The sequence below is a fragment of the Paludibacterium yongneupense DSM 18731 genome (assembly GCF_000422925.1).
Lineage (GTDB): Bacteria > Pseudomonadota > Gammaproteobacteria > Burkholderiales > Chromobacteriaceae > Paludibacterium > Paludibacterium yongneupense.
In genome coordinates, this window is sequence record NZ_KE383957.1 from 20,361 (window position 1) to 45,902 (window position 25,542).

The following is a 25,542-nucleotide window of genomic DNA, read 5'->3' on the forward strand; positions in this document are numbered from 1 at the left end:
TCGGGTTCTAGAAGGAGCGGGCGACGATGAAGTCGGCCAGATCCTTGAGTCGTTGGGCGCTGGCGCCAAAATCGTCCAGTGCGGCGAAGGCCTGCTCGCGCAGTTCGGCGGCGAAGTCGCGGGCGGCGGCCAGCCCGAGCAGGCTGACGTAGGTCGCCTTATCGTGCGCGGCGTCCTTGCCCGCCGTCTTGCCCAGTGTCGCTGTGTCGGCTTCGCAGTCGAGAATGTCGTCGACCACTTGAAAAGCCAGGCCGATGCGCTTGGCGAAGCGGTCGAGCCGTTCGTTCTCGTCGGTGCTCATGCCGCGGCCCGCCAGCGCTCCGATGCGGATAGCGGCGCGGATCAGGGCTCCCGTTTTCAGCGAGTGCATGTACTCGAGCTCGGGCAGCGTCAGGAGCTGGCCGGTGCTCGCCAGGTCGATGGCCTGGCCTCCTGCCATGCCTGCGTAGCCGGAAGCGTGCGCGAGCGTGGAAACGATGGCCAACTGGCTGGCCGGGGCGAGCCCGGGGAGGGGGCGTGAAGCAAGGTCGAAAGCCAATGTCTGCAGGGCGTCCCCGGCCAGCAGGGCGGTGGCTTCGTCAAAGGCGACATGGCAGGTCGCTTTGCCGCGGCGCAGGACATCATCGTCCATGCACGGCAAGTCGTCGTGGATCAGCGAGTAAACGTGGACCATTTCGAGCGCCGCTGCCAGCGGCGTCAGGATGGAGCGGTCGGCGCCCTGCATTTCGCCTGCGGCGAACAGCAGCAGCGGACGCACGCGCTTGCCGCCTTCGAGCGCGGAATGACGCATCGCACCATGCAGGCGCTGCGGCGCCGACTCGGCGGAAGGAAGTACGCGAGCGAGTTCGACTTCCATCGCATGCTGGATATCGCTCATCCAGCCGATGAAGGCATCATTGGCCATTGGGCAGGTCCAGTGGTTTCAGTTCGTCGTTTTCGAGAATTTTCAGCTGCTGCTCGGCATCGGCGAGCTTGCCCTGGCAGAAACGGACCAGTTCGCTGCCCTGGCGGTAGGAGGTGAGCGCGGTTTCCAGTGGCATGTCGCCGCTTTCCATTGCCTGGATGATATCTTCCAGCTGGCCCAGCGCGGACTCGAAACTGGCCGGGGTTTTTGCGGGTTTGGCCATGGCGGGCGTTCCTATTCTTGTTTTCGGTCAAAGCGCCCCGCGGACGGGGCCGGATCAGTCCGCCATTTTAAGCGCTTCCCGGCCCCCCTGTCAGCGCAAGCCTCCAATTACTTGCGCGGAAAGAGCAGGGATGCGGCGACCGCGCCACCTACCAGCAGGAAAATCACACCCAGCGACCATAGCGTCGGGACGTGCCATATATCGGCCAGCAGCATTTCCGATCCGATAAAAACCAGCACCAGCGCCAGTCCGGTGTCGAGGTGGTGGATGCGGTTGGCGATGCCAGCAAGGAGAAAGTACATCGCCCGCAGACCGAGGATCGCGAAAATGTTCGACGTCAGCACGATGAAAGGGTCGAGTGTGACCGCGAACACGGCCGGAATGCTGTCGACGGCGAAAATGACGTCGGACAACTCGATCATGATCAGTACCAATAGCAGCGGCGTCGCGCAACGCGCGCCGTTGCGCAGGGTAAGAAAACGCTCGCCGTCCAGGGAGTCGCTGAGCGGAATGTGGCGGCGGACAAAGCGCAGCACGGGATTTTGCCCCGGATCGCTTTCGTGTTCGGCCCCGGGCAGCAGCATGCGCACACCCGTATAGACCAGGAAAACCCCGAACAGATACAGTATCCAGCTGAAGCGCGCGACCAGCGCGGCGCCAAGCATGATCATCAGCACCCGCAGCACGATGGCGCCAAATACGCCATACAGCAGCACGCGGCGCTGATACTGCGGAGGAATCGAAAAATGCTTGAATATCAGTAGAAAGACAAAGATATTATCGATCGCGAGCGATTTTTCCAGTACGTAACCGGTGAAGTATTCCGTCGTGCGCGCCGTGGCGACGGCGGTGCCGAAGTGTGCGGCCAGCGACCACCACAGGCCGGCTCCGAAAACGCTCGCCGCGACAATCCAGATCAGGGTCCAGCCCAGCGCTTCCCGCGCACTGACTTCATGCGCGCCCTGCCGCTTGAGCGACAGCATGTCGACGAAGATCATCGCCAGGACCACGACGAAAAATACGGTGTAGAAAAGAGGCGTGCCGATGTGCGGCATGGCCGTTTGCGTCATTATGACTCCTGATTGAAACGTGATGTCCGGCGTGCGGCCGGAGCCGAAGGCGAAAGGCCGCTGCGACGCCTCCTTATCCGGCGGCGTCTTTTTCTGGTACTGTCTGCGCGAATCGGGTACGACCCGAAATCATGCCAGGGGTTCAACATGATAGCAAAATCCATCCTGATCACCGGCTGTTCCAGCGGCATCGGCCTGTGCGTGGCGCAGGGGCTGGCCGCGCGCGGCTGGAATGTCTTCGCCAGTTGCCGCTCCGGGGACGATGTCGAACGCTTGCGGGCGCAGGGGCTGCAGTGCGTGCAACTCGATGTCACCGACGACGACTCCATTGATGCGGCGCTGGAGGCGGTGCTGGCTGCCAGCGGCGGGCGGCTCGACGCCGTGTTCAACAATGCCGGCTATGGTCAGCCCGGGGCGGCGGAAGACATCGGCCGCACGGCGCTCGAGCAGCAGTTCGATACCAATCTGTTCGGGCCGTGGCAGTTGACGCGGCGGGTGCTTCCGATCATGCGCAGGCAGGGGCAGGGGCGGATTCTGTTCAATAGTTCCATCCTCGGGTTTGCGGCGATGAAATGGCGGGGCGCTTACAATGCGAGCAAGTACGCGATCGAAGGTCTATGCGACACTTTGCGCCTGGAAACCGCCGGTAGCGGCATTCAGGTGGTCTTGATCGAGCCCGGGCCGATCAGCAGCCGCTTCCGGCCCAACGCCCTGCAGCAGTTTCTACGGCATGTCGACATCGAACACAGCGTGCATGCCGATGCGTATCGCGCCCAGCTGGAGCGTCTGCGGCGCGAGGGTGCGGCCGCACCGTTCACCTTGCCTCCGGAGGCGGTGCTGGCGGCGGCGATCAAGGCGCTCGACTCGCCGCGTGCCCGTGCGCGTTATCGGGTGACTTTCCCGACCCGGCTGTTCTGGTATCTGAAGCGGCTGCTGCCCACGCGCTGTTTCGATGCCGTGTTGCGCCGCGCGGCCTGAACGGCGCCTTGCCCGGCATTCAAGCCATCAGACCTGTGATCAGCGACTCCACATCGGAGCGGGAGTCTTCCAGTATCGCGGTCAGGGTCTCCTTGCCTATGACCATGTCCAGGCTGGGTGCGCCGTCTTCGCCCGGCTTCAGCGACCCGCTGAGGCTGAACGGCGAGGCGACGGGGGCCAACTCGTCCGCCAGCAGCAAGGTGTCGCCGAGCGAGCGCGGAGGAATGGTCAGATACCCCTCCCAGTAAGCCTCGACGGCCTCGAGCACGTTGGCGGGCGCATTCAGAACGCCCAGTACCGCGCGTCCGACCTCGGAGCGGCCGGTCTCCAGCCAGTCCGTTCTGTCCCCCGCCAGGAGCCCGGGGGCGCTTGCTGCGAGTGAGAGCAAGTAGAAGCCGCCGATGGCATGCACGATTCCGGCAAAGAGGGCGGCTTCGGGATCGACGTGCGTGACCCGGCGCGCAATCAGGTGGGCGAGCGATGCGACATGCGCGGTGTGCTCCCAAAGCTGTTCCGCCATCGCCTTGCAGCCGGGAGTGCCGCTGCCGCTTGCCAACTGCCGGGTGATATGAGCTACGGCGAGCGTGCGCACCGTACGGAAGCCGAGCCGGGTGATGGCAGTATGGACATCGCTGGTGTTGCGCCCGGAATGGTTGAAGGCGATGGCGTTGGACATCGCGACGATGCGCGCGCACAACAGCGGCTCGGCCCGGATCAGCCTGGCGGCTGTCTCTATCTGGCAATTGGGATTGTCGAGTTCGCTCCGGAGCTTCATGGCGTGACCCGCGCTGGTCGGGAACGTCATTGCACCAGCGTTGACTTCGGCCGCGATGCGGCTGAAAGCGTACCGTTTATCCATGGCTCGGCGTTCTCCCTTGCTGCTGCGAGCGCAAGGAGGCGGTATAGACCTGCTCTTCGCGCTGTAGAACTTCTGCATTGATCATGCTCGATACCTGGCGCTTGCAGTAGACCGCGCCGGAAGGCGGGACCAGCAGCACTTTGCGCGACCAGGGGCCCAGAAAGTCCGACGCGGTCAGCGGAATATTCTCCCGGAGCAGCCATTCGCGCGTGAAATCGGTGTTGAGTTTACCGATGGAACCCGTCTCTTTCAGCGCGATGTCGACGACGCAGCCTCCGCCGAAGGCCTTGGCCTGGAGGCGGGACTTGCTTGCCCCCTGCTCGAGCAGGGCTTCGAGCAGGGCCGCCATGCACGCCTCGCCTGCCAGCAGGATGTCGCGCGAGGCCGGGTGGGGTCTGCGCATGCGAGGCAGCATGAAGTGATTCATGCCTGCGATGGGGACGGCCGTGTCGTACAGGCAGACCGCCACGCACGACCCCAGCAAGGTCGAGATCGGCCTTTCTTTTTCCACCGCCCACTCTCCGGGCCGGATCTGGCGCGACATTCGTTCTATTTCGCGTGTCGTCAGCGCGGTCAGGTCCATCGCTCCTGCCTTTTCGTTTGCGTCGTCGGTAGGCATCCGCCGCGTTGGGAATCGTCGATGCCTGGCTCCACTCTCTTCAGTCTAGCGGGTAAATCGGCACGGCAAGAGAAGAGTGCTCGGCGGCCGACCGGTACGGGGCTCCACGCCGCGGCAGGCCGGCAGGTGGGTTTGCCGGCAGTCTCTGCTATAATCGAGCCATTTTTCCATTCAGACACATAGCCAAGACCATGGAACTCGCCAAGAGCTTTGAACCGGGCGACATCGAACGCCGCTGGTACGACACCTGGGAACAGGCCGGCCATTTCAAGCCGAACATGGACGCATCGCAGCCGTCTTTCAGCATCCAGTTGCCGCCTCCCAACGTGACCGGCACCCTGCACATGGGCCACGCCTTCAACCAGACCATCATGGATGGGCTGACCCGCTATTACCGGATGAAGGGGTGCAATACCCTGTGGGTTCCCGGGACCGACCATGCCGGTATCGCGACCCAGATCGTGGTCGAGCGACAATTGGCAGAGCAGGGGGTGTCGCGGCACGACCTCGGGCGCGACGCGTTTATCGACAAGGTCTGGCAGTGGAAGGGCGTGTCCGGCGGGACCATTACCAGTCAGATGCGCCGCGTCGGCTGTTCGGTCGACTGGTCGCGCGAATATTTCACCATGGACGACACCCGGGCCGAAGTGGTCAGCGAAGTGTTTGTCCGTCTCTATCGGCAGGGGCTGATTTACCGCGGCAAGCGCCTGGTAAACTGGGACCCGAAGCTGTCGACGGCGGTATCCGATCTCGAAGTCGAATCGGTCGAAGAAGACGGCCATATGTGGCTGATCCGCTATCCCGTGGTGGGGCGCGCCGAGGCGGTGGTGGTGGCCACCACCCGGCCCGAGACGATGCTCGGCGACGTGGCGGTGGCGGTCAATCCTGCCGATGAGCGCTATACCCATCTGCTGGGCTGCGAACTGGAACTGCCGCTGACCGGGCGCCGTATTCCCGTGATCGCCGACGACTACGTGGATGCCGCTTTCGGTACGGGCTGCGTCAAGATCACGCCGGCGCACGATTTCAACGACTATCAGGTCGGCAAGCGTCACGCCACGCAACTGATCAATGTCATGGCGCTGGATGCGACCATGCGCGCCGAGGCCGAGGTGTTCGGCTTCGAAGGCGAATCCTTCGGCACGCTGCCGCTGCCGGCCGCCTATGCCGGACTCGACCGCCATGCCGCACGCAAGGCGATGGTGGCGGATCTGGACCGCGACGGCTATCTGGTCGAAGTCAAGCCGCACAAGCTGACGGTGCCGCGCGGTGACCGCACCGGTTCCGTGATCGAGCCTATGCTCACCGATCAGTGGTTCGTGGCGATGAGCCGCGTGGGCCGCGACGATCCGACCGGAAAATCGATCACGCAAAAGGCCATCGATGCCGTCGCCAGCGGCGAAGTGCGCTTTGTTCCCGAGCAATGGGTGAATACCTACAACCAGTGGATGAACAACATCCAGGATTGGTGCATTTCCCGGCAGCTGTGGTGGGGGCACCAGATTCCGGCCTGGTACGATGACGAAGGTAATATCTTCGTGGGCCGCAGTGAAGCCGAGGCGCGCGAGCAGGCCGGCGATCGTCCGCTGCGCCGCGACGACGATGTGCTCGATACCTGGTTCTCGTCGGCTCTCGTGCCGTTCTCGACACTGGGCTGGCCGGCCGAAACGCCGGAACTGGCCGCGTTCGTTCCATCCAGCGTGCTGGTTACCGGCTACGAGATCATTTTCTTCTGGGTTGCTCGCATGATCATGATGAGCACTCACTTCCTGGGCAAGGTTCCGTTCAAGGACGTCTACATTCATGGCATCGTACGCGACCATGAGGGCAAGAAGATGTCGAAGTCGGAAGGCAATGTGATCGATCCGGTCGACCTGATCGATGGCATCGACCTGGAGCGGCTGGTGCAGAAGCGGACCACGGGTTTGCGCCGTCCGGAAAAGGCGCCGCAGATCGGGGCCGCCACCCGCAAGTTGTTCCCGGACGGTATTCCCGCCTATGGAACCGACGCGCTGCGTTTCACGATGGCCAGCTATGCTTCGCTTGGGCGGTCGGTCAACTTCGATTTCAAACGCTGCGAAGGCTACCGTAATTTCTGCAACAAATTATGGAACGCGACCCGCTTCGTGATGATGAATCTGGAAGGCAAGGACTGCGGCCAGGACGAAGCGTTGCCGCTGGAGTTCGGTTTTGCCGATCAATGGATTCTCGGACGCCTGCAGCAGGCGATCGCCGAGGTGACCGAAGCGCTGGAAACCTATCGTTTCGACCTGGCGGCTCAGGCCATCTACGAATTCATCTGGAACGAGTATTGCGACTGGTATGTCGAGCTCGCCAAGGTCCGGTTGCAGACCGGAAGCGAGGCTGCGCAGCGTGCGACGCGCCGCACCCTGGTCCGGGTACTCGAGACCGCGCTGCGGCTGACCCATCCGCTGATGCCCTTCATCACCGAAGAGCTGTGGCAGACCGTGGCCCCTCTCGCCAATGCGCGCCATGGCGACTCGCTGATGCTGGCGTCGTGGCCGGTTGCCGATGCGACGAGTATCGATGCGGCGGCCAATGCCCGCATGGCGACACTGAAGGACATGGTCAACGCCGTTCGCAACCTGCGCGGCGAGATGGGCCTGTCCCCGGCGCAGAAAGCCCCCTTGCTGGTCGAAGGCCGCGCCGCGGAGTTCGATGTCTATCTGCCGTATCTGAAGTTGCTGGCCAAGTTGTCCGACGCCAGCGTGGTGGACGTGCTGCCGGCCGACGATGCGCCGGTCGCCATGGTGGCCGATGCCCGCATGATGCTGAAGGTCGAGATCGACCGTGCCGCAGAAAGCGCGCGTCTGGCCAAGGACATCTCGAAGACCGAGGCGGAGCAGGCCAAGATCCTGGCCAAGCTGGAAAAACCCGGCTATACCGAACGGGCTCCCGCGCACTTGGTGGAACGCGATAGAGCGCAGCTTGCCGAGCTGGTCGAACGCTTGATCAAGCTCAAGGCTCAGCTGGAGCGGCTGGCCGCTTGAGCTGCAGGAGAGGCAGGAAAGACGACGGGCGCCAAGGGCGCCCGTTTTTTTTGTTCTGCCTGTGTGCCTCGTGGAGCGGGCGTGCTAGCTAAGTGCTTGACATTTCAGCAAGTGTCTTGATGACGTTTGGATTTGATGTGCTGTTGTGCTATTTGATTTGATCTGCATCAAGGGTCACATCAAATGCCCGGAGCACACTCATCACAGATTCGCGCCGCAAGGCTGCGCTATTGGATCAACTCAAGGAGCATTCACATGGCTGTTTCCGCATTCTTCATTCCTTCCGTCAACTTGATGGGCGCAGGCGCTCTGGAAGACTCCGTTGTCCGTATGTCCGAGTATGGCTATCGCCGGGCATTGATTGTGACCGACCCCTATCCCGCCACGCTTGCCCTGGCCGACAAAGTCGGTGGCTTGCTGAAGGCGCGCGATATCCAGAGCTTCGTTTTCAGCGGCGTGCAGCCCAATCCCACCACTCAGAATGTGGAAGCCGGCCTCGAGATGCTGCGCGCCAATCAGTGCGACGTCGTGATTTCTGTCGGTGGCGGTTCGCCGCATGACTGTGCAAAGGGGATCGCGCTGGTCGCCGCCAATGGCGGAAAAATCGCCGACTACGAAGGTGTCGACCGTTCGGCCAAGCCGCAGTTGCCCCTGGTCGCGATCAATACCACCGCGGGTACCGCTAGCGAAATGACGCGTTTCTGCATCATCACCGATGTGTCGCGTCATGTGAAAATGGCCATTGTCGACAAGCACACGACTCCGATTCTGTCGGTCAACGATCCGGTTGCCATGGCTACCATGCCCGCGGGCTTGACGGCTGCTACCGGCATGGATGCGCTGACGCATGCGGTCGAAGCGTATGTTTCGACTGCCGCCACCCCGATCACCGATGCCTGCGCGCTGAAGGCGGTTTCCCTGATCAGCGCTTCGCTGCGCCGTGCCGTGGCCAATGGCCAGGATATGGAAGCACGCGAGCAGATGGCGTTTGCGCAATTCTTGGCCGGTATGGCGTTCAATAATGCGTCGCTTGGCTATGTCCATGCCATGGCCCACCAACTGGGTGGCTTCTACGATTTGCCGCATGGCGTGTGCAATGCGGTATTGCTGCCGCATGTGGAAGCGTTCAACGCACCGTCCTGCGCGGCGCGTCTGGCGGATGTCGCCGTTGCGATGGGGGCGCAAGCCAGTGCCGAAGGCGCTTTGGCGGCGATTCGCACCTTGTCGGCCGATGTCGGCATTCCGGCCGGGCTGACCCAGCTGGGCGTGAAGCTCAAAGACTTGCCGACGCTGGCGGACAATGCGTTGAAGGATGCGTGTGGTTTGACCAATCCGATCCAGCCGACACACGAGCAGGTCGTGGCGATCTACCGCGCCGCAATGTAACGCGCCGCGCACCAGAAAAAACGGGACGCCCGCCGGCGGCCCGTTTTTTTTTGCGGCCTCGGCACGGCTGCCGTCTCCATCCCGTCGCTGCGCATGCACCAATCCAGGCGGGCATGCACCGACAAGGACGCGCTGCCGCACGACTGCCCATCCCTCCGCCTCGCCGAACCCGGCATTCGCCCTGATTTGTCGCCGGATTTCCGTTTTTTCTTCGTGTTTTCGCCTGGCACGCGATTTGCTGTTCCGTACCGGCCTGACTGGTCTTACCAGTCGACCCGCACAGAGGAGCTACGATCGTCATGGACCGCTTGTCCAGTTTTGCCGCACACCTTCTGCAAGGCCGGATTCAGGATGGAAGCTATGGCCCGGGCGATGCCTTGCCATCGCAGCGCGAACTGTCCCTGGCTCTCGGCATCAGTCGCGCCTCGCTGCGCGAAGCCATCTCCATGCTGGAGGGGCTGGGGCTCGTATATTGCCAGCCGGGAAAGGGGGTGTATGTCTGCGGCGGGCTGGCGCCACGGTACGGTGGCCTGAGCCGGACGGTAAGCGAGCAGGCTGGACAGATGTTCCAGTTGCGCGCCGTGCTCGAGCCGGCGGCCGCAGCGCTTGCCGCCAGCGCGATCACCGCGGACGATCTCGCACAGTTGCACCATCTCCATGACCGGATGCAGCAGGCCTTGCGCCAGACCGATCTGGTCGGTGCCTCCGGTTTCGATCTTACCTTTCATATGAGCCTCGCCCGCTACTCGGGCAATACGGTCCTCGCAACCGTGGTCAGGCAGATGGAGCAGCCGATCTCTCACAGCGTGCGCCTGCCGTTTGCCGCTACGCCCAGCATATGGGAGACCGCCGAAGAGCATGGCGAAGTGCTCGATGCCGTTAGCCGGCACAAGCCGGAGCAGGCCTATGCGGCCATGCTCCACCACTTGCAACAGGCCGCGCGACGCGCGGATATCGTTTTTAATCTTCCCTACCGCATCGCTGCGGCTCAATCCGAAGGAGTCTCTGCATGAACCCTCGTTTACGTTTCCTGGTGTCGGCCGCCTTGTGCTGCGGTCTGTCCTTTTCCGCTGCCGCGCATGCCGATGCGTTGGCCAACATCAAGAAAGCGGGCGTGCTGCGGGTGGCCGTTCCGCAGGATTTCCCGCCGTTTGGTTCGGTCGGCGCCGACCTGAAGCCGCAGGGCTACGACATCGATGTCGCCGCCATGCTGGCCAGAGATCTCGGGGTGAAACTGGCGTTGACGCCCGTGACCAGCGCCAACCGCGTGCCGTTTCTGACCACGGGCAAAGTCGATCTGGTGATTTCGAGTCTCGGCAAGAACCCGGAGCGCGAGAAAGTTCTCGATTTCTCCGTCGCCTATGCCCCGTTCTATAACGGCGTTTTCGGCCCGGCCGGGGCGAGTGTGGCCAATGTGGCCGCGCTGGCGGGCAAGACGATCGCGGTGACGCGCGGCTCGGTGGAGGATCTGGAACTGAGCAAGGTGGCGCCTGCGAGTGCGGTCATCAAGCGTTTCGAGGACAACAACAGCACGGTTTCCGCCTATTACTCGGGGCAGGTGCAATTGATCGCGACCGGCAATGTGGTGGCGGCAGCGCTGAAGAAACGCGACACGCAGAAGTCGCTGGAGACCAAGTTCCTGATCAAGGACTCCCCGTGTTTCATCGGCATCAACAAGAACGAACCGCAGCTGCTGGCCCGGGTCAATGCGGCAGTGGCGAGTGCGCGAAAATCGGGAGAGTTGAACCGGATTTCCCTGCGCTGGCTGAATACGCCTCTGCCCGCTGCATTCTGAGCCCCGGTCGCGACGATGGAGGAGGATTATGGCGTATCAGTTTGATTTTTCAGGGATATGGGAGTACCGGGCCGAACTCGCCGCCGGTGTGGTGCACACGCTGGCCTTGACCGGGGTCGGCACCGTGTTCGGCCTGCTGGTGGGGGTGGTGGGCGGCGCCGTGCGCGGTTGGCGGGTCGAACCGTACAACCGGCTCTGCGGTCTCTATGTCGAGTTGATCCGCAATACCCCGTTTCTGGTGCAGCTGTTCTTCATTTTTTTCGGTTTGCCCGCTTTGGGCGTGCATTTGAACGAGTGGGTCGCCGCGGCGCTGGCAATGATCATCAATCTGGGGGCCTATACCACCGAGATCGTGCGGGCCGGCGTTCAGGCGACGCCGCGCGGCCAGATGGAGGCCGGCCTGTCGCTGGCGATGTCGCGGCGACAGGTGTTCTGGCACGTGGTGCTGCCGCCCGCGCTCGGTCGCGTGTGGCCTGCCTTGTGCAGCCAGATCGTGATCGTGATGCTCGGATCGTCGGTCTGCTCGCAGATTTCGGCCGAAGAGCTGACCTTTGCCGCCAGTTATATCCAGTCGCGGAATTTTCGCGCGTTTGAAACCTATATCGTCACTGCCGTGCTCTATCTGCTGCTGGCCATCGTCTTGCGCCATCTGCTCAACCGCCTGGGGGCACGACTGACGAACCGGGACGTCGCCAAGCCATGATCGAATTTTCCATATGGACGATTTTGCAGTATCTGGCACAGGGCCTGGGCTGGACGCTGTGCCTGTCCTTGCTGGCCTTTGTGCTGGGCGGGGCGGTGGGGGGCGGGATTCTGCTCGCCCGTATCGCCACCTATCCGCTGCTGCGCGTCTTCGCACGCGGCTATATCGAGTTTTTTCAGGGAACGCCGCTGCTGATGCAGTTGTTCATGGTGTTCTTCGGCCTGTCATTGCTGGGCCGCGATGTGTCGCCCTGGGTGGCCGCCGGCTTTTCACTGACGTTATATAGCGCGGCCTTTCTGGCCGAGATCTGGCGTGGCTGTGTCGAAGCGGTCGATCGCGGACAGTGGGAAGCGGCTGCCAGTCTGGCGATGTCGCGATGGGAACAGCTGCGCCACGTCATCCTGCCGCAGGCGTTGCGCCATGCGGTGACGCCGACGGTGGGCTTCTCGGTGCAGATCGTCAAGGGAACCGCGGTGACGTCCATCATCGGCATGACCGAATTGACCAAGACCGGTTCGATACTGGCCAACGCCACCTTGCAGCCCTTCACGATCTTCGGGATGGTGGGGCTTGGCTACTTCCTGCTTTGTTATCCGCTGTCCCGTCTGGCCCATTACCTGGAAAGGAAGTTGAATGTCCTTGCTGCGCATTGATTCCGTGCATAAGCACTTCGGCAGCCATCATGTGCTCAAAGGAGTCGACCTCAAAGTCGAAGCGGGCGAAGTGGTGGCCATCATCGGACGCAGCGGCTCCGGCAAGAGCACCCTGCTGCGTTCCATCAACGGGCTGGAAACCCTCAGCGATGGGCTGATCGAGGTGGACGGCGAACGCCTGCATGCCGGGCAGACCGATATGCGGGCCCTGCGGCTCAAGGTCGGCATGGTGTTCCAGCAGTTCAACTTGTTCCCCCATCTCAGCGTGGTCGAGAACGTCATGCTGGCGCTGGGCGTGGTAAAGAAAATGGCGCGCTCGCAGGCGCGCGAATGCGCGCATGCGGTATTGGACAAGGTCGGTCTGTCGCACAAGCTGGATGCCCGCCCCGGGCAGCTGTCAGGAGGGCAGCAGCAGCGCGTGGCGATAGCGCGCGCACTGGCGATGTCGCCCAAGGTCCTGCTGTGCGATGAGATCACCTCGGCGCTTGATCCGGAGCTGGTCAGCGAGGTGCTGGCCGTCGTGCGGCAGTTGGCGGGCGAGGGGATGACGCTGGTAATGGTCACGCATGAAATGCGCTTCGCGCGAGAAGTCGGCGACAAGGTTGTCTTCATGCATGAAGGCCGCATTCATGAGCAGGGGACGCCCGAGCAGATGTTTGGCGCGCCGCGCAGCAGGGAACTGGCCGCTTTCATCGGGGCGCTTGGCGGCTGAAAGCGGCGCGAGCCGGCAGTTGGCAGGTTTCTTGCCTTGCAGGTGCATGATATGGCAGGAGATCATCGTGGACACGCCCCCCGATCAGAATGCACCTGTTCAGCATATCGTCAAGATCCGCCGCGATTATAACGGCTGGGTGGCGCGCGAGACGCTGGAAGACTATGCCTTGCGCTTTACGCCCCGCCGCTTCCGGCAGTGGTCGGAGTGGCGGGTGGCCAATACCGCTTTTGGCGCCGCTTCTTTCCTGGTGCTGGAGGCCGTCGGTGCCACCATGATGGTCGACGCCGGTTTTTTCAACGCGTTCTGGGCGATTCTCGCCACCGGCGCCATCATTTTCCTGGCCGGCTTGCCCATCAGCCTCTATGCCGCCCGCTATGGCGTGGACATGGACCTGCTGACGCGCGGCGCCGGTTTCGGCTATATCGGTTCGACCATCACCTCGCTGATCTACGCGTCCTTCACCTTCATTTTCTTTGCGCTGGAAGCGGCCATCATGGCGTATGCGCTCGAGCTGGGCTTCGGGATTCCCCCTGTCTGGGGCTATTTGCTGTGCGCTCTGGTGGTGCTGCCGCTGGTCACTCATGGAGTGACCGTGATCAGCCGGCTGCAGACCTGGACACAGCCGCTGTGGCTGGTGTTGCTGGTTCTGCCCTATGTGTTTGTACTCAGACATGACCCCACCGTGCTATCGGGGCTGTGGCGTTTTGGCGGAACCGAAGCCGTGGGTGCGCAGTTCGATGTGCGTCGCTTTGGTGCGGCGTTGACGGTCGGGGTAGCGCTGATCACCCAGATGGGGGAACAGGCTGATTATTTGCGCTTCATGCCGCCTCGCAGTCCGTATAATTCGCGGCGCTGGCTATGGGCTACCATCATCGGCGGCCCGGGTTGGGTATTGCCCGGGGTGGCTAAGATGCTGGGCGGAGCGCTTCTGGCCTGGCTGGCCTTGCGTAATGCGGTGCCGGTCGAGCGCGCGGTCGATCCGAATCAGATGTATCTGGTCGGTTTCTCGCATGTGTTTTCCGATGCCCGGCTGGCGATAGCGGCGACGACGCTGTTCGTCATCGTGTCCCAGCTTAAAATCAATGTGACCAATGCCTACGCCGGTTCGCTGGCGTGGTCCAATTTCTTCTCCCGGCTCACGCACAGTCATCCCGGACGCGTGGTGTGGGTGGTATTCAATACCACGATCGCGCTGATGCTGATGGAACTGGAGGTGTTTCAGGCGCTCGGGCAGATACTCGGCCTGTTTTCCAATATCGCCATCTCCTGGATCATGGCGGTGGTTGCCGATCTGATGATCAACAAGCCTTTGGGCCTGAGCCCGGCCGGCATCGAGTTCAAGCGTAGTCATTTGTTCGACATCAACCCGGTCGGCGTCGGGGCGATGGGCCTGGCTTCGATCCTGTCGGTGTCCGCCCATGTCGGGCTGCTGGGTGCGGCCGTGCAGCCTCTGGCGCCCTGCGTGGCGATGCTGGCCGCCTTGCTGGCCTCGTCCTTGCTCGCCTGTCTGACGCGCGGTCGCTATTACCTGGCGCGCCCGGCGGATGCTGACACCAGGCGCTACCGTCGCTGCGTGGTGTGCGAGCGCGAGTATGAGGCCGAGGATATGGCCTTCTGCCCGGCTTATCAGGGGGGAATCTGCTCGCTGTGCTGTACGCTGGATGCGCGGTGCGACGATCTGTGCAAGCCGCACGCACACCTGGCCGGACAATGGGCCTGGCTGCTCCGGCGTCTGTTGCCGGACCGGCTGCGGCCTTATCTCGAGCGCGGGCTCGGCCACTACTTGCTGTTGATGGGAGGCATGGCGGCTTCGCTGGCCTTGTTGCTCGGCCTGATGTACTGCGTAGAGCGGGATGGCGGAAGCCGCCAGGTGCCGCCTGCCCTGTATCTGCGGCTGTTTGCCGCCTTGCTGCTGGCGGGCGGGGTGGCGGCGTGGTGGATGGTGCTCACGCACAAGAGCCGGCAGGTGGCGCAGGAGGAGTCCAACCGGCAGACCCGGCGCCTGATGCAGGAAATCGCCTCGCACGGTCGCACCGACGCGCAGTTGCAACAAGCGCGCCGCGATGCGGAACAGGCCAATCGCGCCAAGACCCGCTATGTCTCGGCGATCAGCCACGAGTTGCGCACGCCGCTGAATAGTCTGCTGGGCTATGCGCAGATTCTAGACGGCGACGATAGTGTCGCTCCCGTCCATCGGCAGGCGCTGCAGGTGATCCGGCGCAGCGGCGACCATCTGCTTTCGGTGATCGAAGGCAGCATGGACATCGCCCGCATCGAGAGCGGGCGGTTGAGTCTCGATACCCGGGCGGTCGACTTTGGCGGGCTCATCAATCAGATCGTTGCCATGTTCGAGCTGCAGGCGAGCAACAAGGGGCTGGATTTCCGCTTCGAACCGGAGGGGGCGTTGCCGGCCGTGGTGCGGGCCGACGAAAAACGTTTGCGTCAGATACTGATCAACATCCTGGGCAACGCTGTCAAATTCACCGTGCACGGCAGCGTGCGTTTCAGCTTGCGCTATCAGCGTGAAATGGCGCAGTTCGATATCGCCGACAGTGGTCCCGGCATGGCGGCAGACGAACTCGCGCGCGTATTCGAACCCTTCGAACGGGGCAGCGCCGCCAGCGGCGGCAGCGGCCTCGGCCTGACCATCAGCAAGATGCTGGTCGACCTCATGGGCGGCGAATTGACTGCCAGCAGCCAGCCGGGCCAGGGCAGCCGCTTCAGCGTCCGGCTGTTTCTGCCGCAGGCGAGGATGGCGCTGGACGAGCGCGAACCGCAGCGTCGCAACCGGGTGGGCTATGTCGGGCCACGTCGTCGCATCATGCTGGTCGATAACGAGTGCGTGGACCGCGAGATGCTGGCGCGGGTCCTGCAGCCGCTCGGCTTCGAAATCGGGCAGGCGGAATCCGGACTGGAGTGCCTGGCACGCTTGCCTGTTTTCCAGCCGCACCTCGTCTTCATCGATCTGGCGATGCCGGGCATCGATGGCTGGGAAACCTTGCGCCGTATCCGCCGCCAGCGGCAATGCGGGGCGAGGCTGGCGGTGATATCGGCCAATGCCTTCGACAAGGGACAGGATAACGATGCCGGTATCGCCGATGAGGATTTCATCCTCAAACCGGTCAAGGTCGAGGAATTGCTGGACTGGATCGGGCGGGCGCTGGAACTGGAGTGGGTCGCCCGTCCCGAGCCTTCTGCCCGGCTGGCGCCGGAGCGTGTTGAACGGCCCCCTGCGCATGAGCTGGCAGGTCTGCTGGCGGCGCTGGAACTCGGCTATGTGCGCGGCATCCGCCTGGAGCTCGAGTGTCTGGACAAGGGCGGCCGCACCGCTTTCGTCGCCGCGGCGACCCGCCTGGTCGACGGTTTCCGTTTCGAGGAGTTGAAGGCGTTTCTGGCCGGGGTGGAGGGAGGGGAGCATGAGCGCGGTGCCATCTGATGTTTCGGCGCGGCACATCGTCCTGATCGTGGACGATGTGCCGGACAACTTGATGCTGTTGCATGATGCGCTCGATGCGGCCGGTTATACCGTGCTTGTGGCGACAAACGGCGAGGATGCGCTGCGGCGCGTGCAGCAATGTCCGCCGGATGTCATTCTGCTGGATGCGGTGATGCCGGGAATGGACGGTTTTGCCGTGGCGCGGCGACTCAAAGGCGACTCCCTTACCCGCCCGATTCCCATCGTCTTCATGACCGGTCTGACCGAGAGCGAGCATGTGCTGGCCGCCTTCGATGCCGGTGGCGCCGATTATGTGACCAAGCCGCTGCGCCCCCCCGAGGTGCTCGCGCGCATTGCCGCACACGTCGCCAACGCCAGGCAGGTGGCGGAGGCGCGCACGGCACTGGATGCCTTCGGGCAGGGAACCGTCGCCGTCGATGCCGATAGCGGTCGCATGCTGTGGCAGACGCCGCTCGCGGGCCGTTTGCTTGAGCGCTACTTCGGTGCCGGCGATGACCATGCGCCGCCGCGCCTGGCCGCCTGGCTGCGGCATGCGGCGGCAGCGCGGGCGATAGGGCAAGAGGTCGCGCCCCTGCTGCTGGCGGGAGCCGACCGCCGCTTGCTGGCCACCTTGCACGATCCGGCGGCGCGTGCGGCCTGGCTGGTGGTTTTGCGCGAGGAGAGCGATGAAGGGGCGATCGCCCTTCTTGCCGGTGCGTTCAAACTGACGCGACGCGAGGCCGAAGTGCTGTACTGGATCAGCCTGGGCAAGACCAACCGCGATATCGCCGACATCCTGGGCATGAGTCCGCGCACGGTCAACAAACATCAGGAGCATATTTTCGGCAAGCTGGGTGTCGAAACGCGCACCGCCGCCGCCGGGGTGGCAGTGAACAAGGTTCACGGGCGCTGAAGCGCTGGCCGTATGGGCTTGTGTATTTTTTAATGCTATGAGCATGCGCAAGTGCGGCGTTTAACTATTATTAAGGCATGTGCGAGGGACAGGGCCGACCAGACCCCTGTTTTGCTGCGGCCCGTACCGTGGCAACGGGATATCCGGGTATCCCCGGGAAGGGGCGACATGGCGACAAACGCTGATGGGGAGAGGCAGGCCAGGCAAGGCGTGCGCGGTTTGACCTCGCTGCCGGTCTGGCTAGTGTCGTTGATCGTTGCGCTGGGCATTGCGGCTGCCGGAAATGCGGCCTATCGGCGTGCGCACCAGTTCCGCGCCGAGCAGGTTCGCGCCGAACTGGCGGCGATAGCGTCGCTCGAGGTCGCCCGGATTCAGTCCTGGCTGCAGGAGCAGGAGGACGAGGTGCGCGCGGCAGTCGCTTCTCCCATGTTCAAGCGTGAACTGGAGGGTTGGCTGCGTGGCGGCCGGCGCAACGAGGCGCAGCGGCTGCGCATGCTCGAGACGCTGCATCATGTTGCGCGTTCGTCGCATTATCCGGGTTTGCGCTTGCTGGATGCGGACACGGCAGCCCCCTTGTTGCTCGACGGGAGCGCGGGCGCCGACCGCCGCCTGAGCGCACGGGCGGCCGAGGCGCTGCGCGAGGGACGGGCAGTGCTGTACGACAGGGGGGCTCCGGGTTCTTCGGGGACGATTGTCGCAAGTCTGCTGGTTCCGCTGTACCGGGAAGAGAACGCGCGGCTGCCTCTGGCGCTGGTCGACATGGCGATCGACCCGGAAAAATTCCTGTCTCTCCTTTTTCTGCAGTGGCCGGGCAGCCGGCCCGGCGGAGTGACCGAGCTGGTGCGGCGCGGCGGCCCTGATGCGGTGCTGCTGAAGAGCTTGCCTGGCGCCGAAGCGGGCGGAGGTGTCGATTCTCGCGGAAGACCGGTGCTGGCGACCGGCGTGCCCATCGCCCGGACGCCATGGATTCTGGTCGCTAAAGTCGACGAGGGCGAGGCCTTTGCCCGCCTGAACCAGGGCGCGGCCATCGTTGCCGCCATGCTGGCGCTGTCGTGGCTTGCCGGGGTGCTGTGGCATCGCGAGCGGAGGCGGATGCAGGTCTGCCGCGACCAGTCCGAGGCGGCCTGCAACGAGTTGGCGACCCGCTTCGACCTGGCTTTGCGCGATGCACGCGACGGGGTCGTGTTCCACGATGAGAATCTGTTCATCATTGATGTTAATGAGCGGGCACTGGCGATTTTCGGTTATGGCCGCGAAGAGATGCTGGGCCTGAGCGTGGTTCAGCTGCGCGCTCCGGAGCTGCGTGCGCAGATACCGGCCTTGCATGAGCGCATCCTGCGTGGGGAAAGCCAGTTTTACGAGACCGTCAACGTACGCAAGGACGGAAGTCGTTTTCCGGTGGAGATCAGCGTGCGCAGGGTGGTGCACGACGGGCGCAACTACAGTCAGGCGGTCATCCGCGACATCACGGAGCGCAAGGTGGCGGAAGACGCTCTGCGGCAATCCTTGCGCGAGAGCGAGGATCTGTATAACAACGCGGCCAACGGCTATCACTCGCTGGCGGCGGACGGCACGATTCTGCGCATCAATGATACCGAGCTGCGCTGGCTCGGCTACGAGCGCAGTGAGATCGCGGGGCGCAGAAAATTCCCGGATCTGTTGACCACGGCCAGTGCGACCCTGTTCTGGAACACTTTTATCGAATTCAAACAGCGTGGCTATGTGCGCAACGTCGAATTCGACATGATCCGCAAGGATGGCAGCCTGCTTCCCGTGCTCCTGACAGCGACGGCGCTGCTGGATGAAGACGGCCGTTATCTGATGAGCCGCTCGACGTTGTTCGATTTGACCGAGCGCCGTCAGGCGGAACAGCATCAAACCCGGCTGTATCGGGCCTTGCGCTTGCTGAGCGACAGTAATATGCGTCTGGCACATGCCGGGGATGAACTGACCTTGTTGTCCGATGTGTGTCGTCTTATCGTGGAAACCGGTGGCTATCTGATGGCCTGGGTCGGTTATGCCGAGCAGGATGTCGCGAAGAAGGTGGTGCCGGTCGCGCGCTCGGGCTACGAGGAAGGCTATCTCGACCATGTCAGCATCAGTTGGGATGGCGAAGCGGATAACGGGCGCGGTCCGACGGGCATGGCCATCGCGACCGGGGCGGCCCAGATCAATCAGAACTGGCAGGACAACCCGAAAATGTTGCCGTGGCGCGCGGCCGCGCTGCGGCGCGGTTATCGCTCCAGCGCCGCCCTGCCGCTGACGATAGAGGGTGAGACTTTTGGCGCTCTGACGGTTTACGCCTCCGATGCGGATGCGTTCACCGAGGAGGAAGTGGGCTTGCTGGAGGAGCTGACGCGTAATGTCGCCTATGGCATCCAGACCCTGCGGACACGTATCCAGCGTGATGTGGCACAGGCCGCCACCCGGGCAAAAAGCGCCTTTCTCGCCAATATGAGTCATGAGATCCGTACGCCGATGAACGGCATCCTCGGCATGGTGCATCTGATGCGACGTTCGGGCGCGACGCCGCTGCAGCTCGATCAGCTCGACAAGATCGATGCTTCGGGCAAGCATCTGCTGGCGGTAATCAACGACATTCTGGATCTGTCCAAGATCGAGGCCGGCAAGCTGAGTCTCGAGCAAGTCGACTTTACGCTGTCGCGTGTATTGCACGCGGCGGTCGCTGCTGTCGGCCCCGACGCGACCGCCAAAGGGCTAAGCCTGTGCATCAAGGTCTCCGGCATGCCGCAGGCCTTGCATGGCGATCCAACCCGCTTGTCGCAAGCTCTCGTCAACTACCTGGCCAATGCGATCAAGTTTACCGAGCGCGGCAGCGTCACCCTGTCGGGCAGGGTCGCCGACGAATCCGCAAACGGGTATTTGTTGCGCTTCGAGGTCTGCGACACCGGCATCGGCATGTCGGAGGCGCAGCAGGACCGGGTGTTCGATGCTTTCGAGCAGGCCGATAAATCGACGACCCGCAAGCATGGCGGTACCGGCTTGGGACTGGCCATCACCCGTCGTCTTGCCCTGCTGATGGGCGGGCAGGTCGGCGTCAAAAGCAGCCTGGGCAGGGGGAGCACTTTCTGGCTGACGGCATGGTTCAGCAGAGGGGCCGGCGAGAGCGAAACGGCAGAGATGCAGGGGGAGGCGGCCGAGAGCACCCTCTTGCGCCTGCACTGCGGCAAGCGGGTGCTACTGGCCGAGGACGATGCCATCAATCAGGAGGTGGCGTTGCTGCTGTTGCGCGCGGCCGGACTGGTGCCGGATCTGGCGCAGAACGGGGCCGAGGCCGTGCGCATGGCGGCGACGTGCGATTACGCCCTCATTCTGATGGATATGCAGATGCCGGCGATGGACGGGCTCGAGGCTACGCGCGAGATCCGGCGCCTTGCCGGTGGCGCGGCCATCCCCATTCTGGCGATGACCGCCAGTGCCTTCACCGAAGATCGCGACAAATGCATGGCTGCCGGCATGAATGATTTCATTTCGAAACCGGTCGACCCCGACCTCCTGTTTGCAACCCTGCTGAAGTGGCTGACGGCGACGCCGTGCGAAAGCGATCCCCTGTCAGCATCCGCTCGCGCCGATTGACGTTTTCAGCCCGGGCCAGGCCAGAGTCAGCAGCAGGCCGCGCAGCAGCATGAAAATCACCAGGGCGGCCCATATTCCGTGGTTGGCCCATACGCCGGATAAACCGATCTGACAGGGAAGATAGAGGCCGAAACTGATGAGCATTGCGTTGCGCAAGGTGCGTGTGCGCAGCGCCCCCATGAATACGCCATCCCAGAAAAACGCCCAGGTGCTGACCAGTGGCAGTGCCACCAGCCACGGCCAATAGCGCGCGGCTTCCTGCCGCAAGCCGGGGTCGGGCGTGATGGCCGCGAGATAGAAGTGACCGCTGCCGGCCAGAGCGATGGTCAGCACAAGCCCCCACCCCATGGACAGCCAGCCGCAGCGCCGGATGGTCGTCGTCAGTGCCTGGCGCGAGGCGGCACCGATGGCCCGCGCGCCGTACACCTCGGCCGCGGTGGCAAAGCCGTCCAGCAGGCTGACGATCACCATGAATGCCTGCAGCACGATCTGATTGGCGGCCAGGGTGATCGTGCCCAGGCGAGCGGCTTCGCGCGTCATCAACGCGAATGCCGCCGTCAGCAGCAGGGTGCGCACCATGATGTCCAGGTTGGCCGCAAACAAGCGCCGCCAGGGGGCGGCGCCCGCAATGCGGGCAAGTGCGCTGCGCCAGTGGGGCCATGGGGTGATGTTGAACATGGTCCGCAAGGCCAGTGCACTGCCCAGCGTTTCGCTCAGTGCCGTGGCCGCCCCCGCTCCGGCGATGCCCCAATGCAAGCCCAGAACGAACAGTAGCGCGAGAGCCGCATTGAGCCCGTTCATGAACAGCTGCAACAGCATGACCTGGCGCGAGTGTCCGAGCCCGAGCAACCAGGCAAACTGGGCATAGGCCAGCAGGGTGAATGGTGCGGAGACGATGCGGGCATCGAAATAATGGCGGGCAAGCACGGCGACATCGGGCGGTGGCGAGAGACACCACAAGGCAAGCCGGGCTATCGGCCATTGCAGCAGGAAGATCGCAATGCCGCCGGCCAGCGCGGCGATCATCGGACGCAAACCGGCCAGAAGCACTTGCTCTCTATCGTGCTGCCCCGCGGCCTGGGCCACGAGTCCGGTGGTGGTGAAGCGCAGAAAACTGAAGCACCAGTAGATGACCGTAAACAGGGTGGTGCCTATGGCGGCCGCCGCCAGTACCGCGTTGTCGCCGAGTCGTGCCAATACCGCCGTGTCGACCAGCCCCATCAGGGGAGTGGCCAGCGCCGCAAGCATGACCGGAATGGTGAAGCGGATCAGTTGCCTGGTCGATGGTGCCTGAATGGCGGGGGGGAACGAAGTGGGCATCGGCGGCGTGGAGTCGGCTGGGGCCGATCATCGTAGCAAGTCTGCCCCGGCTGCGGCCAGCGTTTTGTGGCCGGGCGGCGGCTATCCTGCGGCCGTGCGTCGCGGTGGCCGCCGCCGCTTCAGGCATCCGGACGGGGGGCAGGGGCGAGCAGAAAGCTCATGGCCGGACCGGCGATGTCGGCTCCGGTCGCCTGCGCCGGTATTGCCGTTTCGAATTTCCATCGTCGTTCGGCCTTCTGGGCTGAATGTTCGTCCCGAGCGCCCTGCCGGAGGCAAGCCGGCGCGGCTCACCGGTCGCGCATACGTCAGATGACGTATTTCTGCCATCTCATCCCGCCCCTATGCTGATCTCGCACTGCACCATTTCCGGAACGATATCCGCTACCAGGGAGCAATTCATGCCGACTCGCCGCCATTTACTGAAATCCACCGCTCTGACTCTGGCTCTGGCCGCCGCCGGTCTGGCGTCCATGCCGGCTTTCGCCGCCGACACGATCAAGGTCGGCATACTGCACTCCTTGTCCGGCACCATGGCGATTTCCGAGACTTCGCTGAAGAACATGGCCTTGTTCACCATCGATCAGATCAACGCCCATGGGGGAGTGCTCGGTAAAAAACTGGAGCCGGTCGTTGTCGATCCGGCGTCAAACTGGCCGTTGTTTGCCGAGAAAGCACGTCAGCTCCTGACGCGCGACAAGGTCGCCGTCACCTTCGGCTGTTGGACCTCGGTATCGCGCAAGTCGGTGCTGCCTGTGTACGAAGAACTCAACGGCCTCCTGTTCTATCCGGTGCAGTACGAGGGCGAGGAGTTGTCGCCCAATGTGTTCTATACCGGTGCGGCGCCGAACCAGCAGGCGATCCCTGCAGTGGAATACCTGATGAGCAAGGAAGGGGGCGGTGCCAAGCGATTCGTGCTTCTGGGCACCGATTATGTCTATCCGCGCACCACCAACAAGATTCTGCGCGCCTTCCTCAAGTCGAAAGGCGTGAAGGACTCGGACATTCAGGAGGAGTACACCCCGTTCGGGCATAGCGACTACCAGACCATCGTCGCCAATATCAAGAGGTTCGCTGCAGGCGGCAAGACTGCCGTCATTTCGACGATCAATGGCGATTCCAATGTCCCGTTCTACAAGGAACTCGGAAATCAGGGGCTGAAGGCCACCGATGTGCCGGTGATGGCCTTTTCGGTCGGGGAGGAGGAGCTGAAAGGCATCGATACCAAACCCTTGCTCGGTCACCTCGCTGCCTGGAACTACTTCATGAGCGTGAAGAATCCGGTCAATGGCAGATGGATTGCCGATTACAAGGCCTGGGCCAGGAAGAAGGGCCTGCCGGGGGCCGACAAGGTCGTGACCAACGATCCGATGGAAGCCACCTATGTCGGCATCAACATGTGGGCGCAGGCGGTCAAGAAGGCGGGGACCACCGATGTCGCCGCGGTGACTCGCGCGATGGCCGGCATGACCTTCAAGGCGCCGTCCGGTTTTACCTTGCAGATGGACCCGCGCAACCATCATCTGCACAAGCCGGTCATGATCGGCGAAGTGCAGGCCGACGGACAGTTTTCGGTGGTATGGAAGACCCGGGCTCCGATCAAGGCGCAGCCGTGGAGCCCCTACATCCCCGGGGATGCGGGCAAGCCCGATACCCCGGTCAAAACCAGGCTTTGATCGATGTCCGGTACCGATGGCGGTGCGTCTGGCGCCGCCGTCCGTCCGGAGCCGGCGCGTTGCCCGCGCCGGCTCCCTAGCTGCCAGGAAGTTGCCATGAATACTCCGCTACTGTACGTACTGGCCATGCTTGCCCTGCTGGCGAGCGCCGCGAATTGGGCGGCGGTGCCCGCCGCCGAGCTGGGGCGGGCCGATCCGGCTTCCCGCGCCGATCTCGTCGAGACCTGGGCCGGCGCGCCCGACAGTGCGCGCAACGCCGCCATCGCCGCGCTCGAGAACGGACAACTGCTGACCGATGCCGACGCCACACATGTGTATCTGCAGGTGGGCGAGACGATAAAGGATGTCGAAAGCGGTCTAAGCCGCGCCACCCTGCCGGATGGAGTCGACGCGGTTCCTGTCAACAATGCGCTGCGGGTCGCGCTTGATACCTATCATGCCGCCAGCGGCTTGGGCGACGTATCGCCGGCGCATAGACTGGCGGCGGTGGAGGCGTTGCGCCAGGCGGCCAATCCCGCGCTGCTGCCTTTGCTTGTCGCGCGGCGCGGAAAGGAGAGCGACCCCGCCGTCATCGCGGCGCTGGACAGCGCCCTCTCCACGTTGCAGCTGGCCAGCCCCGATGCCGGAACCCGTCTGGCGGCGATCGCGATGCTGGCCGGCAGCGACGACCCCGCGCTCCTGACCCGGCTTGTTCCCCTGACCGATCCGGGTAGCGAAGCCGATGCCGGCGTTCGCGCCGCAGCCCGGCACGCGGTGAGTGCGATCAAGACGCGGCAGATGGCCTACAACCTGCTCGGCTATGCCTTCAGCGGCCTGAGCCTGGGGTCTGTTCTGCTGCTCGCCGCGCTCGGTCTGGCCATCACCTACGGCTTGCTGGGGGTGATCAATATGGCGCATGGCGAAATGCTGATGCTCGGTGCCTACGCGACCTATGCGGTGCAGAATCTGTTCCGCAGTCACTGGCCGGCTGCATTTGACGGTTACCTGCTCGCCGCGCTTCCGGTGGCATTTGCATTGACCTTCGTCGTCGGCATGGCGCTGGAGAGACTTGTCATCCGCCACCTCTACGGCCGTCCGCTGGAGACCCTGCTGGCCACGTGGGGCATCAGCCTGATGCTGATCCAGGCCGTTCGCGTCGTCTTCGGTGCCCAGAACGTCGAAGTGTCCAATCCATCCTGGTTGTCGGGAGGCTGGCAGCTGACGCCGGCATTGACCCTGCCGTATAACCGCATCGCGATCATCGCGTTTGTCGCCGCCGTGCTGCTGCTGACCTGGCTGTTGCTCAAGCGGACGCGGCTCGGCTTGTTCGTGCGTGCGGTAACGCAGAACCGGTGCATGGCGGACAGCGTTGGCGTCGCGACCGGGCGTATCGACATGTTGGCTTTCGGACTGGGCTCGGGTATCGCCGGGCTGGGCGGAGTGGCGCTGAGCCAGATCGGGAATGTCGGACCCGAGCTCGGGCAGGGTTATATCGTGGACAGCTTCATGGTCGTAGTGCTCGGCGGAGTCGGGCAGTTGGCCGGCACGGTTTACGGTGCGATGGGGCTGGGCGTCATCGGCAAGATTCTCGAGCCGTCGCTGGGGGCGGTGCTGGGCAAAATTTTCATCCTCGTGTTCATCATTCTGTTCATCCAGAAGCGCCCGCAGGGACTATTCGCCCTCAAGGGCCGGACGAACGACTAGGAGA

The 25,542-nt window shown here is 63.4% G+C and carries 19 protein-coding genes; 13 read left to right on the top strand and 6 right to left on the bottom strand.

Translation table 11 applies throughout. The annotated features are described in order from the left end of the window. Nucleotides 1-7: 7 nt before the first annotated feature. The 3 genes from G520_RS0114575 to G520_RS0114585 all read right to left on the bottom strand — a co-directional run bounded on the left by G520_RS0114575 (nt 8) and on the right by G520_RS0114585 (nt 2,197). Complete coding sequence (locus G520_RS0114575) at nt 8-904, bottom strand: farnesyl diphosphate synthase (RefSeq protein WP_028536286.1); 897 nt, start codon at nt 902-904, stop codon at nt 8-10. Then, entirely contained in the window at nt 894-1,127 is a 234-nt protein-coding gene (locus G520_RS0114580; RefSeq protein ID WP_028536287.1) for an exodeoxyribonuclease VII small subunit, read from the bottom strand. Before G520_RS0114580 ends, G520_RS0114575 begins: the two co-directional genes overlap by 11 nt. Nucleotides 1,128-1,234: 107 nt before the next feature. Continuing rightward, complete coding sequence (locus G520_RS0114585; protein ID WP_246542751.1) at nt 1,235-2,197, bottom strand: TerC family protein; 963 nt, start codon at nt 2,195-2,197, stop codon at nt 1,235-1,237. A 147-nt stretch (nt 2,198-2,344) separates the two neighbouring features. Here G520_RS0114585 and G520_RS0114590 point away from each other — a divergent pair, with 147 nt between their 5' ends. Continuing rightward, nucleotides 2,345-3,175, top strand: a complete 831-nt coding sequence (locus tag G520_RS0114590; protein ID WP_028536289.1) for an SDR family NAD(P)-dependent oxidoreductase — start codon at nt 2,345-2,347, stop codon at nt 3,173-3,175. 19 nt (nt 3,176-3,194) lie between these two features. Here G520_RS0114590 and G520_RS0114595 read toward each other — a convergent pair whose 3' ends face one another. Continuing rightward, nucleotides 3,195-4,034, bottom strand: coding sequence for an HDOD domain-containing protein (locus tag G520_RS0114595; protein ID WP_028536290.1), 840 nt, complete (start codon nt 4,032-4,034; stop codon nt 3,195-3,197). Continuing rightward, entirely contained in the window at nt 4,027-4,617 is a 591-nt protein-coding gene (locus tag G520_RS0114600) for a chemotaxis protein CheD (RefSeq protein ID WP_028536291.1), read from the bottom strand. The genes G520_RS0114595 and G520_RS0114600 overlap by 8 nt, the downstream gene beginning before the upstream one ends. 227 nt (nt 4,618-4,844) lie before the next feature. Here G520_RS0114600 and G520_RS0114605 point away from each other — a divergent pair, with 227 nt between their 5' ends. The 10 genes from G520_RS0114605 (at nt 4,845) to G520_RS24070 (ending at nt 20,862) form a co-directional block, all read left to right on the top strand. After that, entirely contained in the window at nt 4,845-7,664 is a 2,820-nt protein-coding gene (locus tag G520_RS0114605; protein WP_028536292.1) for a valine--tRNA ligase, read from the top strand. A 255-nt stretch (nt 7,665-7,919) separates the two neighbouring features. Beyond that, nucleotides 7,920-9,050 (top strand): L-threonine dehydrogenase, encoded by a 1,131-nt coding sequence (gene yiaY / locus G520_RS0114610; RefSeq protein ID WP_028536293.1) that lies wholly within the window; start codon nt 7,920-7,922, stop codon nt 9,048-9,050. A gap of 299 nt (nt 9,051-9,349) precedes the next feature. Then, nucleotides 9,350-10,063, top strand: a complete 714-nt coding sequence (locus tag G520_RS22960) for a FadR/GntR family transcriptional regulator (protein WP_051229424.1) — start codon at nt 9,350-9,352, stop codon at nt 10,061-10,063. Continuing rightward, nucleotides 10,060-10,845 carry a transporter substrate-binding domain-containing protein gene (locus G520_RS0114620; protein WP_028536294.1) on the top strand — a complete coding sequence of 262 codons (786 nt, stop codon included), beginning with the start codon at nt 10,060-10,062 and terminating at the stop codon, nt 10,843-10,845. The genes G520_RS22960 and G520_RS0114620 overlap by 4 nt, the downstream gene beginning before the upstream one ends. A 28-nt stretch (nt 10,846-10,873) precedes the next feature. Continuing rightward, nucleotides 10,874-11,548 (top strand): amino acid ABC transporter permease, encoded by a 675-nt coding sequence (locus tag G520_RS0114625; protein ID WP_028536295.1) that lies wholly within the window; start codon nt 10,874-10,876, stop codon nt 11,546-11,548. After that, complete coding sequence (locus tag G520_RS0114630) at nt 11,545-12,201, top strand: amino acid ABC transporter permease (protein WP_211222839.1); 657 nt, start codon at nt 11,545-11,547, stop codon at nt 12,199-12,201. The genes G520_RS0114625 and G520_RS0114630 overlap by 4 nt, the downstream gene beginning before the upstream one ends. Beyond that, nucleotides 12,188-12,913 carry an amino acid ABC transporter ATP-binding protein gene (locus G520_RS0114635; RefSeq protein WP_211222862.1) on the top strand — a complete coding sequence of 242 codons (726 nt, stop codon included), beginning with the start codon at nt 12,188-12,190 and terminating at the stop codon, nt 12,911-12,913. The genes G520_RS0114630 and G520_RS0114635 overlap by 14 nt, the downstream gene beginning before the upstream one ends. A gap of 67 nt (nt 12,914-12,980) precedes the next feature. Then, on the top strand, nt 12,981-16,352 hold the full coding sequence (locus G520_RS22965; RefSeq protein ID WP_211222840.1) for a hybrid sensor histidine kinase/response regulator: 3,372 nt from the start codon (nt 12,981-12,983) through the stop codon (nt 16,350-16,352). Next, the gene (locus G520_RS0114645; protein ID WP_051229426.1) at nt 16,333-17,265 is read left to right on the top strand and encodes a response regulator; all 933 of its coding nucleotides are present in this window, start codon (nt 16,333-16,335) and stop codon (nt 17,263-17,265) included. Before G520_RS22965 ends, G520_RS0114645 begins: the two co-directional genes overlap by 20 nt. 168 nt (nt 17,266-17,433) lie before the next feature. Continuing rightward, nucleotides 17,434-20,862, top strand: a complete 3,429-nt coding sequence (locus tag G520_RS24070; protein ID WP_028536299.1) for a PAS domain S-box protein — start codon at nt 17,434-17,436, stop codon at nt 20,860-20,862. Here G520_RS24070 and G520_RS22975 read toward each other — a convergent pair. Then, nucleotides 20,839-22,182 (bottom strand): MATE family efflux transporter, encoded by a 1,344-nt coding sequence (locus G520_RS22975; protein ID WP_084637656.1) that lies wholly within the window; start codon nt 22,180-22,182, stop codon nt 20,839-20,841. The genes G520_RS24070 and G520_RS22975 overlap by 24 nt on opposite strands. Before the next feature lie 398 nt (nt 22,183-22,580). Between G520_RS22975 and urtA the strand changes: the two genes are divergently transcribed. Next, nucleotides 22,581-23,855 (top strand): urea ABC transporter substrate-binding protein, encoded by a 1,275-nt coding sequence (urtA, locus tag G520_RS0114660; protein WP_028536300.1) that lies wholly within the window; start codon nt 22,581-22,583, stop codon nt 23,853-23,855. Nucleotides 23,856-23,951: 96 nt separating this feature from the next. Further along, on the top strand, nt 23,952-25,538 hold the full coding sequence (urtB, locus tag G520_RS25400) for an urea ABC transporter permease subunit UrtB (RefSeq protein ID WP_028536301.1): 1,587 nt from the start codon (nt 23,952-23,954) through the stop codon (nt 25,536-25,538). The last annotated feature ends 4 nt before the right edge of the window (nt 25,539-25,542 follow it).

Excerpts from the sequence above, each read along its gene's own strand:
- G520_RS0114575 (WP_028536286.1), bottom strand. The coding sequence starts at position 904 with ATGGCCAATGATGCCTTCATCGGCTGGATGAGCGATATCCAGCATGCG.
- G520_RS0114580 (WP_028536287.1), bottom strand. The coding sequence starts at position 1,127 with ATGGCCAAACCCGCAAAAACCCCGGCCAGTTTCGAGTCCGCGCTGGGC.
- G520_RS0114585 (WP_246542751.1), bottom strand. The coding sequence starts at position 2,197 with ATGACGCAAACGGCCATGCCGCACATCGGCACGCCTCTTTTCTACACC.
- G520_RS0114590 (WP_028536289.1), top strand. The coding sequence starts at position 2,345 with ATGATAGCAAAATCCATCCTGATCACCGGCTGTTCCAGCGGCATCGGC.
- G520_RS0114595 (WP_028536290.1), bottom strand. The coding sequence starts at position 4,034 with ATGGATAAACGGTACGCTTTCAGCCGCATCGCGGCCGAAGTCAACGCT.
- G520_RS0114600 (WP_028536291.1), bottom strand. The coding sequence starts at position 4,617 with ATGGACCTGACCGCGCTGACGACACGCGAAATAGAACGAATGTCGCGC.
- G520_RS0114605 (WP_028536292.1), top strand. The coding sequence starts at position 4,845 with ATGGAACTCGCCAAGAGCTTTGAACCGGGCGACATCGAACGCCGCTGG.
- yiaY (WP_028536293.1), top strand. The coding sequence starts at position 7,920 with ATGGCTGTTTCCGCATTCTTCATTCCTTCCGTCAACTTGATGGGCGCA.
- G520_RS22960 (WP_051229424.1), top strand. The coding sequence starts at position 9,350 with ATGGACCGCTTGTCCAGTTTTGCCGCACACCTTCTGCAAGGCCGGATT.
- G520_RS0114620 (WP_028536294.1), top strand. The coding sequence starts at position 10,060 with ATGAACCCTCGTTTACGTTTCCTGGTGTCGGCCGCCTTGTGCTGCGGT.
- G520_RS0114625 (WP_028536295.1), top strand. The coding sequence starts at position 10,874 with ATGGCGTATCAGTTTGATTTTTCAGGGATATGGGAGTACCGGGCCGAA.
- G520_RS0114630 (WP_211222839.1), top strand. The coding sequence starts at position 11,545 with ATGATCGAATTTTCCATATGGACGATTTTGCAGTATCTGGCACAGGGC.
- G520_RS0114645 (WP_051229426.1), top strand. The coding sequence starts at position 16,333 with ATGAGCGCGGTGCCATCTGATGTTTCGGCGCGGCACATCGTCCTGATC.
- G520_RS24070 (WP_028536299.1), top strand. The coding sequence starts at position 17,434 with ATGGCGACAAACGCTGATGGGGAGAGGCAGGCCAGGCAAGGCGTGCGC.
- G520_RS22975 (WP_084637656.1), bottom strand. The coding sequence starts at position 22,182 with ATGCCCACTTCGTTCCCCCCCGCCATTCAGGCACCATCGACCAGGCAA.
- urtA (WP_028536300.1), top strand. The coding sequence starts at position 22,581 with ATGCCGACTCGCCGCCATTTACTGAAATCCACCGCTCTGACTCTGGCT.
- urtB (WP_028536301.1), top strand. The coding sequence starts at position 23,952 with ATGAATACTCCGCTACTGTACGTACTGGCCATGCTTGCCCTGCTGGCG.